This window comes from Shewanella aegiceratis (assembly GCF_019457495.1).
Lineage (GTDB): Bacteria > Pseudomonadota > Gammaproteobacteria > Enterobacterales > Shewanellaceae > Shewanella > Shewanella loihica.
The window spans coordinates 1,402,590-1,415,298 of record NZ_CP080416.1 but is presented as its reverse complement, the minus strand read 5'-3'; the positions used below and the strand labels follow the sequence as shown (position 1 = coordinate 1,415,298).

Genomic DNA, 12,709 nt, shown 5'->3' with positions numbered 1-12,709 from the left:
GCAAGCAATTGACAAAGCACTAAGCAATAACTAGGTTATGTCTGAACGCGATTCACCAGTGTGAGACTGAATTGGCATTTATGGAGAGTATGGGTTGAGCCCGAAATCCAAGCTTGGCCGCTTTGCCATGGACTACATTCTATAAGGAGTAGTTGTGAATCCTGATTGAAAGCATCCGTGACGGAGCTTTCGGCCATAGTCATGCAGCCAATAGCAGACAAATGGCATAAATTCAGGATCATAATTATGCCTATCAAACAAACTCAGGCTAAACCCGAAACCGCTAAATTTTACAAAAGCATCTCTTTCGAAACACTTGCAGCCTCATGGTTCCAAATGGATGGTTGGGAAGTGTTTCTCCCCATGGCCGACCATGGCAGTAAGACCGACTTGCTTATTTCGGATGGGAACTCATTTTATCGAATCCAAGTAAAGTCTCTCGATACTTGTAATGAAAACGTCCTAGTTCAATCACAGTGGGATGGGGTCGATATCGATTACGTGCTGTACTTTTCCAGGTACGGTCAATGGGGCTACATCACTCACCCGTTTACAGGGAAAGTTAAACTGAATCGCAAAGGTCACCTAAGATTCCATCAAAACGGTAAAAATTTTAATCGAATGTTTGCGCGCATTTAACGCAATTCCCATGCAATTAAAATTTTAGATACACCAATTGGTACACATTTTATTTTAATAGATATTAAAAACTTTAAATATCAATTAAATACCGGCCAAATCCAGATGACGCCGCCCCACCAACATCAGGTTAGCGATAACCTTCAAAGGCCGCTAAGCCCTTACCAGAGGGGTTTAGCGGCTTTTTTGTATCTATCGCTTTTTAAGAGCATGCAGCAAGTCTATTTAACGGCTTAAAATCAAAGATAAAAAAGCCCCGGCAGGTCTTGTCGGGGCTTTCTCGTTATCGGTTTAAGACGCTAATTCTTAGAAGCTAAATCTTAGAAGCTAAATCTTAGATACCAATCTCGTACTTGCACATGAATCACTTAGCCTAGCACTTCACCAGCGACTGCTCGACGCTTTGCATCTGACTGGCCAACTGGGCGTAGTCATCCAGCATGAAGTTGATGTGTCCTAACTTGCGGTTGGGCTTGGCGGCCTTGTTGTACCAGTGCAGGCTGGCATTGCTGCTTAGGGCGTCCATTGGCGGAGCCACCACACCTAACAGATTCAGCATGCCCGTCTTACCTATGGCCGAAGTTGCCCCCAAGGCGAGTCCGGCGACGGCGCGAATATGATTCTCAAACTGGCATGTCTGTGCGCCGAGCTGAGTCCAGTGACCACTGTTATGTACCCTAGGTGCCAATTCGTTCACCAGCAGTTTATCGCCCACCACGAACAGTTCCATGGCGAGTACGCCGACATACTGCTGTGCTTCAAGCAGCTTGGTCATATAGCTTTGCGCCTGCTGCACCATCTCGGCGCTTAATCCTCTGGCGGGCGCCATTGAGCGTAGCAGAATACCGTTTTGATGCTGATTCTCGGTCAGGGGATAACAACTCACCTCCCCGCTTGCACTACGCACACCGATGAGAGACACCTCTGCATCGAAAGGGATCCATTGCTCCGCTAGGTAATGACCTTGTTTCAGCTCAGGTGATACCTTCGCAAGATCATCATTGCTGCGCACCACCCACTGGTTCTTGCCGTCATAGCCTTCGTCGAGGGACTTGATCACCATGGGATAACCTAAGGTCTTGGCGCTCTCCTCGAGGCTGACATCATAGGTAAAGGGCGCGCAGGGAATACCAAGCTCGGCTAATAGCTGCTTTTCATGGATGCGGCTCTTGCACTTGGCGATGCTGTCGACATTCGGTCTGATGGTGCAGTGAGCTTCGAGCGCACGAACTAACTCGAGATCCACCTGCTCTTTTTCGACCGTGATCACCTCGGGTTTGCCCAAGGCTTCATAGAGTGCGCTGACACTCTGCCCCGGCTGCCAGAACGCCACAGGCCCCAGGCCTTCGACGCAGCTGAGATCCGTATCTGGGCCACCATCGGCAACGAAGCTGAATTTAAGCCCTAATGGAATGCCCGCCAGCGCCATCATGCGTGCCAGCTGACCACAACCGATAATGCCGATGCGCATCATTCCACCTCCAGCGACACACCTGAGGTTTGGCTAGCACGCCAGTCACACAGACGCTGGGTCAGTTCGCTATCGCCCAGGGCTAGAATTTGCGCCGCCATCAGGCCAGCGTTGAAGGCGCCTGAATCGCCAATCGCCTGGGTGGCTACCGCAACGCCTTTGGGCATCTGTACGATAGACAGCAGGCTATCCATTCCTTTTAGCGCCTTGCTCATCACGGGCACCGCAATCACAGGCAGATGTGTCATGGCAGCCGTCATACCCGGCAGATGCGCGGCGCCGCCGGCACCGGCGATGATCACCTCTATGCCCTCATCGGCCGCGCCATGGCTGAAGCTCACCAGACGCTCAGGGGTGCGATGCGCCGAGACCACCTGCTTGCTGTAGGCGATCCCTAGGTCATCCAGGACTGTGGTGGCATTTTTCATGGTCGGCCAATCGCTCTGTGAACCCATGATGATTGCTACTCTTGCTTTATTCATACGTGCCTCTTAATTTGATAACCAATAGGTGAACAGCGCATAGGTAGGTATTCCCACCAGTACGTTGAACGGAAAAGTAATTGCCAGTGAATAGGTGATAGACAGGCTCTGGTTCGCCTCGGGAATCGCGACCCGCATGGCCGCCGGCACCGCTATGTATGAGGCGCTCGCCCCCAGTACCGCCAGCAGAGTGGCGCCGCCGCTCGACAGCCCCATCTTTAAGCCAAGAATGCTGCCCAGCAAGCCACCAATCAGTGGCATGAAGACGCCGAATGCCAACATGAAGTTACCCATCTGCTTCAGCTCTTTTAGACGGCTGGCGGCCAGCATTCCCATCTCCAGCAGGAAGAGAGCCAGCACACCATGGAACAGGTTGAAGAAGAGTGGGGTCACCCCCTCGATGCGCTCGGCCCAGAAGTAGCCGATGATCAGTGCGCCGACCAGCAGCACTAGGCTCTGGTTGCAGAACACCTCATGGATCAGTGTGCGCCACTTAAGGTTGGTGCCCGAGCGTCTGGCCAGGGCGATACCCACGGCGATGGCGGGGATCTCCAACAATACCACAAACAGCGGGAAGTAGGCTTCGTAGCTTATGCCCTGCGCCTCGAGAAACGCCACGGCCACCGCATAGGTGCCTATGCTGACCGAACCATAGTGGGCGGCAATTGAGGCCGCATCTTCAAGCTTGAGCTGACCGATATAGCGCAGAATGGGAAAGGCGATCAGTGGAATAATCAACCCCATGCCAATCACCAGCAAGGATTGTGGCAGCAATGCCATGGAGCCATATTTTGACAGTGCCACGCCTCCTTTGAGGCCGATGGCCAGCATGAGGAACAAAGTCAGACTCTGATAGAGCGCCTTGGGAAATTGAATGTCTGAGCGGATAAGGGTGGCGAGCGCCCCCAGGATAAAGAAGGCGATGGTGATATCTAGCTGCATCTTAGGCGCCCTTTACTTGCAGGCGAGTGGTAGGCTTTACGGTGCGGCGCCTATTCGAGAGCTTAGACGACAGCTTGGCGGCGATGGAGACCAAGGTCAGTGAGATCAGGCCAAGACCGACAACCAGCAGCCCCATACCGTTGTGTCCTTCCCTCATGGTGGCAAACGCCAGCGTGGTCACCACAAGGCCAACGACTAGGCTGAAGAGTGATTGTTTTTCTGCCAGGACAAGCTGAGTTAACTGTTTCATAAGATCCCCCGTTTACGACTGATACCGCGAAAAATTCGGTGTTCTTTTAGCTGGAGCGATCTTGCCAAAAACAATTTATATATAAAAATAGATATTTTTATGTTTTTATATAGATAAAAATCTATATATGGAGCGACTATGTCCCTCAGACTACAGGCACATCTTGGTACCCTCAGGCAGATGGAGATCTTGCTGGCTGTCTATGATAGCGGCAGCGTCAGCGGCGCCGCCGAGACCCTGCACCTCACTCAGCCCACCATCTCGATGCAGCTTAAGAAGCTCGCCGATGTGATTGGTTTCCCCCTGTATAACATAGTGGGTCGCAAGGTGGTGTTTACCGAGGCGGGGCTGGAGGTGGTTAAATCGGCCACAGAGATCCTCGACAGCTTTGCGAGGCTGGAGATGTCGCTCTCGGACATGGGGGAGCTCAAATCGGGTACCCTGCGCCTGGCGGTGGTGACCACCTCGAAATACTTTATTCCCCACCTGCTCGGCCCCTTCTGCGAGCGCTATCCCAATGTCGCAGTGCAGCTAAATGTCGGTAACCGCCAGCAGATCATTGAGCGCCTCAAACAGGGCATCGACGACTTCTACGTGTTTAGTCATCCACCGGCGGATCTCAACACAGAGAGTATCGAATTCTTCAATAATCCCCTGGTGGCTATTGCCCAGGAGAATCATCCCCTAGTCAGTCAGGATGGCGTCTCGTTAGCCGAGCTCTGTGAGGCGCCCTTCTTGATGCGTGAGAATGGCTCGGGCACCCGCTTGGCCATCGAGCGTTTCATGGCGAAACAGGGGGTGAAGCTTAACGTTAAGATGACCATAGAGAGCAACGAGGCAATCAAACACTCGGTCATGTCTGGACTGGGCGTCAGCATACTCTCGGCCCATACCCTCGCCTTTGGCGGCAATACCGGGCTGGCGCAGCTGAATGTGAAGGAGCTGCCGATCAACTCCAACTGGTATTTTCTCTGGCTTAAATCAAAACGTCCCTCGGCAATCGCTCAGGCCTTCTTGACCCATGTGGAAAGCGAGGGACGCGAGATGCTACTCACCGAGCTGGCAAAACACAGGCTTTAGTGTGTTAACACCTTCACCTAGGGCTGCCAGCCTGGAACTCGCTAATAAGCTAGAGTAGCTAACAAGTTACACAAACTGACGAGTTACAGAGACTGGCCATTCACAGTTAGCGCAACATCTATGTTGTTGCGCACTGCGTTAGAGTATGGGCAGACCTGATGGGCCGTTCTTACCAGCTCCGCGGCTTGCTCCTGAGATAACTCATCAGATACCGCCAGCTCGACAATCAGGGCTACGGTTAGGCCGAAACCACCTTCTGCGCGAGCGCCTATGCCCACCTTAGCGGTAACCGGCGCCTGCGTCAGCTTCACCTTGGCTTCTCTGGCCACATGCAGAACGGCATTGGAGAAACACGCGCTGTAGCCCGCCGCAAATAGCTGCTCAGGGTTACTCGCCTCGCCGCTACCACCCATCTCTTTCGGATAGCTAAGGGCGATAGACAGCTTGCCGTCGTCTGTCGTCACCTGTCCGTTACGTCCGGCGCTCGCAGTGGCTTGAGTCTCATATAAAGTCTTCATGGTCTTTCCTCATTTCGAATAGGTTCATTGAAAGCAAAGCGCTTTTGCAATTTAGAATGCACACTTGAATACGACTCTTGAGTACGACTCTTGAATACGAATAAGAATGCAATTTAAATTGCGCGCAATTCATTTGCAGTAGTTATACCCAAAATTTAAATTGCGCACAACTTATATTTTCAATTTTTCCAAAACGGTTCGAATCAAGGACGATACAAAGAGGTGTTCAACCTCATTTGATCTGAGATGAGATGGGCTGTTATGACTTGGAAAATTTGCTAAGGCGAGGGTTAGAGCAACGCTTGAACATGGCAGCTAAACAGCTGACGTTGGGGTAGCCAATTTCCTGTCGTTAGTCAGATAAAGTACATTGCACTAGCCAACTTTAGTTATTCAAAATAAAGCTCCAATAAATGCTTGCTATTCAAACCTTAATTTGATTAAACTCCAAAATGTAACAACTGAGTAACATTTGTTAACACTATAAAAATAACCTCAATCAAAAGGACAAATTGATGAGCAAGCTATTCAAATTATCAACACTCGCTATTGCCACCACCTTACTGAGTCAATCAGCCCTCGCCGAAGGGATCGCCGCTAAACTGCAGATGAGCCAAGACAGCTTCAGTAGCGATCAGGACGTGATGGTCACCCTAACCCTGACCAACGAAGCAAACGTTCCGGTGAAACTACTCAAGTGGTTTACCGCGGCAGACGGTGTTGAAGAGTCGCTATTTAAAGTTACCGCTGACGGTCAAGAGCGCCCTTACCTTGGTGCCCACTACAAGCGTCCAGCACCAAGCCATAAAGACTACATCAAGCTAAAATCCGGTGAGAGCATCTCTTATCAGGTAGAGCTATCGTCACTGTATGACATGTCATCTACGGCTAACTATGAGATCAGCTATGATGTCAGCTCTATGCAGCTATTTGCGCCAAACCCAGGCCAAGCCAAGAAACTGGCTCGCCTTGGCGTAGAAGGCATACACTCTGCCCCAGCGAGCTTCTACCTTGAAGGCCGCGAATTTAAAGGCGGCGCTAACAAGGGTAAGCCAGGCACCGGCGATGGTGGCGGCACCACACCTGACGGCATCTCTTTCACCGGTCGCTGCAGCAACTCACAGCAGAGTGATATCCTTGCCGGCCTAGCGGCTGCTAAGACAATGTCAGCCGACGCTAACCAGCACCTGGCCACGGCCAGCAGCAACTCACAGCGTTACAGCACCTGGTTCGGCGCCTACAGCTCGTCTCGCTGGAACACGGTAAGCAACAACTTCAGCAAGATCGATAGCACGCTCAACAACGAGCCATTGACCTTCGACTGCAGCTGTAAGAAGCAATACTACGCTTATGTTTACCCAACTCAGCCATACAAGATCTACATGTGTAATGCCTTCTGGACAGCCCCAACGTCGGGAACTGACTCTAAGGGCGGCACCATCATCCATGAGACCAGCCACTTCAACGTAGTAGCAGGTACAGATGATATTGTTTACGGTCAGAGCGGTGCGAAATCACTGGCGATCAGCGATCCTTCACAGGCGATTCAAAATGCTGACAGCCATGAATATTTTGCTGAAAACACGCCTAACTTAAACTAATCTATTTCTTATCTTTCTTGTCAATCTAAGGGCGGAATTATCCGCCCTTTTTTTTAGCTGATGCCAAGGTTAATGCCTATGTTTATGCCTTTAAGGTTTCTGTCACTTAGCCTCTTGCTACTTTGGACCATAAGTATGAATAGCCTCGCACATCAAGCGCTACCCACTTGTCGCCTCATAAAGGCGGAGCAAGACAATACTCTCACCTTCGAGATAACTGCGCCGGCAAACACCAACTGGTACCTGCTGAGTTGGCACAGCCCCTTCGATGCCTGGTTTAGCAAGTTTCTGACCCTGACCGACCTGAATAACCAACAGAGTCTTGAATATCAGGGCGCACTCGCCAAGCGTGGCGAGCCGACTGATGAAGACTATCTGCTGCTGCCTGCGGGCGAGTCCTTAAGCGTCTCGCTGGAACTGGCGCTGGCATTTGTTATCCCTCCGGGTCGTTATCAGGCTAAGCTTAGTCCCCTAACCCTCTACCAAGACCTGAGTGACAAGACGCACAGCACAGCCCTTGAATGCCCGGCGCTCGAGGTCGACCTGCCTTAGCCTTTGATGCTCAGCTTACTTAGTCTATGACTTTCCTATATTCAGACTTTTCCTAGCCTTTGACTTCCGCTAGCCACAATACACATAACTCAAATACACAATAGCCCAGATGTAAAAAAGCCACCCTAAGGGTGGCTTTATCGTCTCTTATGCCTTGTAGGCTTAGACCAACTTCATCTCCTGGATGATCTCATGGGCAATCTCAGGTGTGGTACTTACCGGCTTTTGATGCAGATCTGCCTTTAAATGGCCTTTTCTGTGCTTTAACGCCGCATCCAGTTTTTTGGCGGCATTAGTGATAGCAGGATACATGATATCGTCACTCCCAGAGGCTGATATCCGGCTACCTTCATAATTGGTACTGAGTTCGACCTGAAACTCTCCGTGCTCTTTAGCAATGATGACATCGAGTGAAATGAGCGTTGGGAAATGGGTCGCGATTTTGGAAAACTTTTGATTCACATGCTCTTTTATTGAATCGGTGATATCTACGTGATGACCAGAAAGATTTATTTTCATAGGTTTTCCTTTTTAGGATGACTTCAATAATGAACTTGGGATGAGTGAAAGAAAAAACAAGGGGCTGAAGCACTTTTTTTTCAATTGACGCCTATATAAGCATGGGCAAAATCCAAGTAAATCTCCATTCAGTGTCTACTAATATGTACTCCCCATACTGGTTAAAAGCAAGCGGCTAAAACAGGATATCAGGCATAAACAGGCGGTTTTGGCCATAAATCCCACAAAGTAAACAAAATTTAATCAATCTGTCTTTATGGCGTCATCTTCATGCTAGCCCACAAACTAAGGGAGGGCCAAAGGGCAAACCTAAGAGTAATTTCAGAAAACAGCTTTACATGTAAATACGAATGAGAACTTATATCAACAAGTGTAGAATAAGCTAACCCTTAGTTCATAAATTTATCCATAGTGAATACAAGCATTTCTCCACGCCTAACATCATTCGGGCGAGACCTCTCTCCCAGAGCTTCGGTTGTCGTGCGCCTGTTGGCCTCCCTGCTGGGTGGTTACGGCGTGGCGGCGCTCGCCTGTATGCTGCTGGCACAAACTCTGCCCCTTAGCCGTCTCGATGCGGTGCTTGTCGGCACTATGGTCTCCTTTAGCATCTTCGCCATGATGATCATCCGCCTCTTTAGCCTCAGGTCTCACCTGCGCGTGGTGCTGGAACCCGTGGCGCTTTGCAGCCTGCTCTACAGCCTCACACTCGTTTTAGGTTAATCCCATGAAAGAGACTTTTTTCCGCTCCATGACCTGGCTGCACACCTGGGCTGGCCTCGCCGTTTGCTGGCTACTACTGCTTATCTTCTTTGCTGGCAGCCTGAGCTATTTCCGTCACGAGATCAGCCTGTGGAGCAAACCCGAGCTGCACCAATCTGTCTTTCAAGACTATGACCAGCAGCGAATTGGACAACAGATCGCAAAGGGCCAGGCCTATCTGGCCGACAAGGCCCCCGACGCCGCGAGCTGGACCATGTCCTTCCCGAGTGAGCGCAAGCCTTACCTGAGCTTCGGCTGGGCGGACGAGCCTAAAAAGGGTGAGCGTCGCGGCAAGTTCCATGAGCATGTGGTCAGCCAGGATGGTCAGCAGATGATCACCGAGATCCGCGACTCCCGAGGTGGCAACTTCTTCTACCGCCTGCATTTTGATCTGCATTACCTGCCTGTGGTGGCCGCGCGCTGGATAGTGGGGCTCGCCACCATGGCGATGCTGATCGCCCTGATAAGCGGCGTGGTGATCCACAAACGGATCTTTAAAGACTTCTTCAGTTTTCGGCCGGCAAAGGGCAGTCGCTCCTGGCTCGACGCCCACAATGTCAGCGCCGTGATGGCTCTGCCCTATCACCTGATCATCACCTATACGGGTCTCATCACTCTGATGTTCATGTTCATGCCTTGGGGCGCATTGCAAGAATACAATGGCGACGTGCGCGCCTTCAGGGCCGACCTCAACCCCGCCCGCATTCAGACAAAGCCCAGCAATGAAGCGGCGCCGCTCATCGAGGCCACTAGCCTGCTACCTCAAATAGAACAGCAGTGGGGCGCCGCGCCGCTTAAGCAGGTTAGCATCAGCGCGCCAGGGAAAGATAACAGCCGCATCAGCTTTACCCTCAACAGTGAGCAGACGGTGACAGATAGGCGTAATCTGTTGATTTTCGACGGAGTAAAGGGCGAACTGATATCTAAGGCTAACCCGGACAGCGCCACCTACAAGACTTATGACACCCTGATGGCGTTGCATACGGCGCGCTTTGCCGACTGGGCCTTACGAGGTTTCTTCTTCCTCTGCGGCCTGCTCGGCTGCGCCATGGTCGCCACTGGCACCCTGCTATGGGCGGTAAAGATCGCCCAGAAACAACAAAAGGCGATTCAATCTGGCACCGAGCCGACTGTCGGCCTCAGGCTAGTGGACGGGCTCAACATCAGCTTCATCTGCGGCCTTCCTCTCGCCACCGCAATCTTTTTCTACGCAAACCGTCTGTTGCCGCTCGATATCGGCGACAGGGCCCAGCGAGAGGTGGACGCCTTCTTCATCACGCTGGCGATCATCGCCCTGGTCGCCCTGTGGGATGGCCTTCGCGGTGCGCAGTCCTGGCGTCGCTGGCGTCAATGGCTGGTGCTGGGCGCCCTGGCCTTTGCCGCGTTGCCGCTTGTGAGCGCCATCACCTCGGGGCAGAGTCTGCTCGCTAACATGCATGATAATCAATGGACGCTGGTAGGCTTCGATATGGTCAGCCTGCTGTTTGCCCTGGCTCTGGGATTTGCCGCCAGGCAGGTAAGGCAGTCAAAGCTAATCAATCCGCGCCAAAGTGCCACCAGCCCGAGAACAGACACGGCAAGAGCTGGCAGAGCTAGCAGACCCAACACAACGGCTATGACTCGTGAGACAAGAGATAGTGATTTAGAGGAGGCGCGCCAATGAACCTATCCATCGGCCTAGCCCTTTGCCTATCCCTTTGTTTGGCCTTTATCGCCTTTGGCGCCCTTGCACTGGCCATGTTCAGCCACTTCAAGAGCTGCTTCAAACGTCCACCCACCGAGATGCAACAGAAGGCGCTTACCTTGACAGGCTGGGCCTCGCTCGCCTTAAGCTTTCTCGCGCTGCTCGGCCAATATGAGCCCGCCTACGCGACAATTTTGCTGTTTGGCGTGATGAGCGCCGCGGCGCTGGCGGTTATCTTGCTGCTTAGCTATCAGGCAAAACGCCTGCCCGCTAGCATGGCCGTCGCCGCCTTGCTGGCGCTGGTTGACTTTAGCCTGTTTGTTTAAATTTCATTCAGCCTGGATACAGCAGCATCTGTTTATTATCTGCTCAGCAAACACTATAGCGCCTGATAACACTCCTGATAGACAGGCGCCAAACAGCAAGGGCAGATACCATGCGAATTTCACCTGCGGCGGCCTATCAGAGATGGACGCGCCAACTCCCCAGCGATAAGGCTGCGATGACCAAGAGTCGTGGTGACGATTACCATAGACAACTCCTAAGCGCCGCCGAACTGACTCAAGACAGGGTCACGCTATCGCCACTCGCGCTAAAGCTAAGTGCTCTCGACCAGAGCACCCTTGAGAAAGCGGCGCTGCGAGATGCGGCGTAACCTCATTTCATAAGGATTCCAACCTTTCCCAAAAGGTTTTCAAAGTTTGCTATAGTGGCCGCATTCTATTTTGCATTCCAGTGGGCCCGATAGCATGTCTTTTTCGGTTACCGTCTCTTGGCCACCAGCCACTCATGGTAGCCATCACACTGCACAAAACTCAGAGCCTCTACAAAGAGAGCCTCTGCAAAGAGAGCCTCTAGCTAAAGACTCTGGTACAGGCCCCAAGCAAATAAGCCGGGATCACCAGCTTAGCTTCGCCAGCGGCCAAGTCGTCGCCGGCTCGGCCGCGCCCGAGTTTCTGGGTAGTCAGGATAGGGTCAATCCTGAGGAGAGTCTGCTAAGCGCGCTGGCGGCCTGCCACATGCTGAGTTTTCTCACCATAGTGGAGAAGAAGCGTCTGACGCTGCTGAGTTATCGCGACGAGGCATGGGCCGAGCTGGGAAGAAATGAAAAGGGGCAGATGGCTATCACTCGCATAGCACTCAACCCTGAGGTTGAATTGGCACCGCCACTGAGCGAAGAGCAGCTAACTAAGCTGCATGCCCTCGCCCACAAACACTGCTTTATCGCCAACTCACTGGCCAAAGAGATAGCCATTGAGATAGCGCCGCGCCAAAGGCGCTAGCACTAATGTTTCTAAGGGCTAGTATCGCCAAGGGCTTGTGTCTCTAAGGGCTAGTATCGCTATGGGCTAGTATCGCTAAGGGCTAGAACTGATAGGTTAGCGACAAAGCCGGGCCTTTGAAACCATAGTAGATATCGAAATCGGCCAGATCTTTCTCGACCTCGACATCTATCTTGTAATACTTATAGGCCAACTCCACATCCAGAGAATCACTCAGCTGGTAGTTGACCCCGGCGCTGAAGTCGAACAATTGCCCCTTGGTATCCCCCAGGCTGACATAGAAATACTGCGCCCAACCAGAGAGGCTCCAGCGATCGTTGATACGGTAGCGCCCTTGCAGGCCGAGATCGGGTAGCGGCGCCGTCACCTCGGTTAGCGCATTACTCTTTGGATTAACGTCCACCACCTGGCACTCGTCATCGACGCAGGCGCCAATTTCACCTACAAACTGCAGCTTGAGCCACATAATATGCAGACCGGCGAGCAGGGTCAGATCGACATCCTCGCCGCTGTAAAAGTTATAGCGATAGCCCAGGCGCAGAATATCCACGTTAAAGATGGTGCTGATATCCGCCCCCGCCTGCACTAGGTAGGTCTGGCCCGAGTTCACCTCGGTATACTCGTAGGGCTTAGAGATGGAGCGATTGCGGGCCTCACGATCCAGTCGTTTCCAGTCGAGATAGACGCCGTGATCTTCATTGAACCAGTAGGCCAGCTCCAGCGTGGGCAGGAGCTCCTTCTCGACCAGGGCCAGATCGTTCTCGAAATCTAGGGTGAAGTCTTTTCCAAGATCTGGGTTTTGCACCACAATGCCGGAATCTGAGTTGGCGTAGAAACCGCCCAGGGTAACGGAAAATCCCTGCTGCTCGGCATGGGCTAACTGTGCTGAACCTAAGGAAAACGTACTCAATAATACAGCGCCCAGTCGC

16 protein-coding genes are annotated in these 12,709 nt (G+C 52.1%); 9 read left to right on the top strand and 7 right to left on the bottom strand.

Features of this window, described 5'->3' with window-relative positions:
• The first annotated feature begins 246 nt into the window (after positions 1-246).
• Complete coding sequence (locus K0H80_RS06270; RefSeq protein WP_220073448.1) at positions 247-639, top strand: PDDEXK-like family protein; 393 nt, start codon at positions 247-249, stop codon at positions 637-639.
• 373 nt (positions 640-1,012) lie between these two features.
• On the opposite strand, the gene K0H80_RS06265 is transcribed toward K0H80_RS06270, so the two are convergent.
• From K0H80_RS06265 to K0H80_RS06250, 4 genes are read right to left on the bottom strand one after another with little or no spacing between them, the layout of a single operon-like run.
• Positions 1,013-2,113: a 5-(carboxyamino)imidazole ribonucleotide synthase gene (locus K0H80_RS06265; RefSeq protein WP_258406190.1), complete on the bottom strand. Its 1,101-nt coding sequence runs from the start codon at positions 2,111-2,113 to the stop codon at positions 1,013-1,015.
• The gene (gene purE, locus K0H80_RS06260) at positions 2,110-2,592 is read right to left on the bottom strand and encodes a 5-(carboxyamino)imidazole ribonucleotide mutase (RefSeq protein ID WP_220073447.1); all 483 of its coding nucleotides are present in this window, start codon (positions 2,590-2,592) and stop codon (positions 2,110-2,112) included. Before purE ends, K0H80_RS06265 begins: the two co-directional genes overlap by 4 nt.
• Positions 2,593-2,601: 9 nt before the next feature.
• On the bottom strand, positions 2,602-3,534 hold the full coding sequence (locus tag K0H80_RS06255) for a sodium-dependent bicarbonate transport family permease (RefSeq protein ID WP_220073446.1): 933 nt from the start codon (positions 3,532-3,534) through the stop codon (positions 2,602-2,604).
• Between the two features lies 1 nt (position 3,535).
• A complete protein-coding gene (locus K0H80_RS06250; RefSeq protein ID WP_144203385.1) occupies positions 3,536-3,784 on the bottom strand; it encodes a hypothetical protein in 249 nt (82 codons plus the stop codon).
• A gap of 138 nt (positions 3,785-3,922) precedes the next feature.
• Here K0H80_RS06250 and K0H80_RS06245 point away from each other — a divergent pair, with 138 nt between their 5' ends.
• A complete protein-coding gene (locus K0H80_RS06245) occupies positions 3,923-4,864 on the top strand; it encodes a LysR family transcriptional regulator (protein ID WP_144203383.1) in 942 nt (313 codons plus the stop codon).
• A gap of 83 nt (positions 4,865-4,947) precedes the next feature.
• Here K0H80_RS06245 and ohr read toward each other — a convergent pair whose 3' ends face one another.
• On the bottom strand, positions 4,948-5,382 hold the full coding sequence (gene ohr, locus K0H80_RS06240; RefSeq protein WP_220073445.1) for an organic hydroperoxide reductase Ohr: 435 nt from the start codon (positions 5,380-5,382) through the stop codon (positions 4,948-4,950).
• Positions 5,383-5,897: 515 nt separating this feature from the next.
• Between ohr and K0H80_RS06235 the strand changes: the two genes are divergently transcribed.
• Entirely contained in the window at positions 5,898-6,983 is a 1,086-nt protein-coding gene (locus tag K0H80_RS06235; RefSeq protein WP_220044671.1) for a M35 family metalloendopeptidase, read from the top strand.
• A 135-nt stretch (positions 6,984-7,118) separates the two neighbouring features.
• Positions 7,119-7,535 carry a hypothetical protein gene (locus tag K0H80_RS06230; RefSeq protein WP_220073444.1) on the top strand — a complete coding sequence of 139 codons (417 nt, stop codon included), beginning with the start codon at positions 7,119-7,121 and terminating at the stop codon, positions 7,533-7,535.
• A 162-nt stretch (positions 7,536-7,697) separates the two neighbouring features.
• On the opposite strand, the gene hpf is transcribed toward K0H80_RS06230, so the two are convergent.
• Positions 7,698-8,054, bottom strand: coding sequence for a ribosome hibernation-promoting factor, HPF/YfiA family (hpf, locus tag K0H80_RS06225; RefSeq protein WP_011865043.1), 357 nt, complete (start codon positions 8,052-8,054; stop codon positions 7,698-7,700).
• 480 nt (positions 8,055-8,534) lie between these two features.
• Here hpf and K0H80_RS06220 point away from each other — a divergent pair, with 480 nt between their 5' ends.
• From K0H80_RS06220 to K0H80_RS06200, 5 genes are all read left to right on the top strand, one after another.
• Complete coding sequence (locus tag K0H80_RS06220) at positions 8,535-8,774, top strand: hypothetical protein (protein ID WP_220073443.1); 240 nt, start codon at positions 8,535-8,537, stop codon at positions 8,772-8,774.
• A gap of 4 nt (positions 8,775-8,778) precedes the next feature.
• The gene (locus tag K0H80_RS06215; protein ID WP_220073442.1) at positions 8,779-10,476 is read left to right on the top strand and encodes a PepSY-associated TM helix domain-containing protein; all 1,698 of its coding nucleotides are present in this window, start codon (positions 8,779-8,781) and stop codon (positions 10,474-10,476) included.
• Positions 10,473-10,823 (top strand): DUF3325 domain-containing protein, encoded by a 351-nt coding sequence (locus tag K0H80_RS06210; RefSeq protein ID WP_220073441.1) that lies wholly within the window; start codon positions 10,473-10,475, stop codon positions 10,821-10,823. The genes K0H80_RS06215 and K0H80_RS06210 overlap by 4 nt, the downstream gene beginning before the upstream one ends.
• 110 nt (positions 10,824-10,933) lie before the next feature.
• Positions 10,934-11,152, top strand: coding sequence for a hypothetical protein (locus tag K0H80_RS06205; RefSeq protein ID WP_220073440.1), 219 nt, complete (start codon positions 10,934-10,936; stop codon positions 11,150-11,152).
• A gap of 94 nt (positions 11,153-11,246) precedes the next feature.
• Positions 11,247-11,780, top strand: coding sequence for an OsmC family protein (locus K0H80_RS06200; RefSeq protein WP_258406189.1), 534 nt, complete (start codon positions 11,247-11,249; stop codon positions 11,778-11,780).
• Between the two features lie 82 nt (positions 11,781-11,862).
• Here the strand turns inward: K0H80_RS06200 and K0H80_RS06195 are convergent, their stop codons facing one another.
• Positions 11,863-12,690, bottom strand: coding sequence for a porin family protein (locus K0H80_RS06195; RefSeq protein ID WP_258406188.1), 828 nt, complete (start codon positions 12,688-12,690; stop codon positions 11,863-11,865).
• Positions 12,691-12,709: the final 19 nt, after the last annotated feature.

Coding starts and splice junctions, on each gene's coding strand:
- K0H80_RS06270 (WP_220073448.1), top strand. CDS start 247: ATGCCTATCAAACAAACTCAGGCTAAACCCGAAACCGCTAAATTTTAC.
- K0H80_RS06265 (WP_258406190.1), bottom strand. CDS start 2,113: ATGATGCGCATCGGCATTATCGGTTGTGGTCAGCTGGCACGCATGATG.
- purE (WP_220073447.1), bottom strand. CDS start 2,592: ATGAATAAAGCAAGAGTAGCAATCATCATGGGTTCACAGAGCGATTGG.
- K0H80_RS06255 (WP_220073446.1), bottom strand. CDS start 3,534: ATGCAGCTAGATATCACCATCGCCTTCTTTATCCTGGGGGCGCTCGCC.
- K0H80_RS06250 (WP_144203385.1), bottom strand. CDS start 3,784: ATGAAACAGTTAACTCAGCTTGTCCTGGCAGAAAAACAATCACTCTTC.
- K0H80_RS06245 (WP_144203383.1), top strand. CDS start 3,923: ATGTCCCTCAGACTACAGGCACATCTTGGTACCCTCAGGCAGATGGAG.
- ohr (WP_220073445.1), bottom strand. CDS start 5,382: ATGAAGACTTTATATGAGACTCAAGCCACTGCGAGCGCCGGACGTAAC.
- K0H80_RS06235 (WP_220044671.1), top strand. CDS start 5,898: ATGAGCAAGCTATTCAAATTATCAACACTCGCTATTGCCACCACCTTA.
- K0H80_RS06230 (WP_220073444.1), top strand. CDS start 7,119: ATGAATAGCCTCGCACATCAAGCGCTACCCACTTGTCGCCTCATAAAG.
- hpf (WP_011865043.1), bottom strand. CDS start 8,054: ATGAAAATAAATCTTTCTGGTCATCACGTAGATATCACCGATTCAATA.
- K0H80_RS06215 (WP_220073442.1), top strand. CDS start 8,779: ATGAAAGAGACTTTTTTCCGCTCCATGACCTGGCTGCACACCTGGGCT.
- K0H80_RS06210 (WP_220073441.1), top strand. CDS start 10,473: ATGAACCTATCCATCGGCCTAGCCCTTTGCCTATCCCTTTGTTTGGCC.
- K0H80_RS06205 (WP_220073440.1), top strand. CDS start 10,934: ATGCGAATTTCACCTGCGGCGGCCTATCAGAGATGGACGCGCCAACTC.
- K0H80_RS06200 (WP_258406189.1), top strand. CDS start 11,247: ATGTCTTTTTCGGTTACCGTCTCTTGGCCACCAGCCACTCATGGTAGC.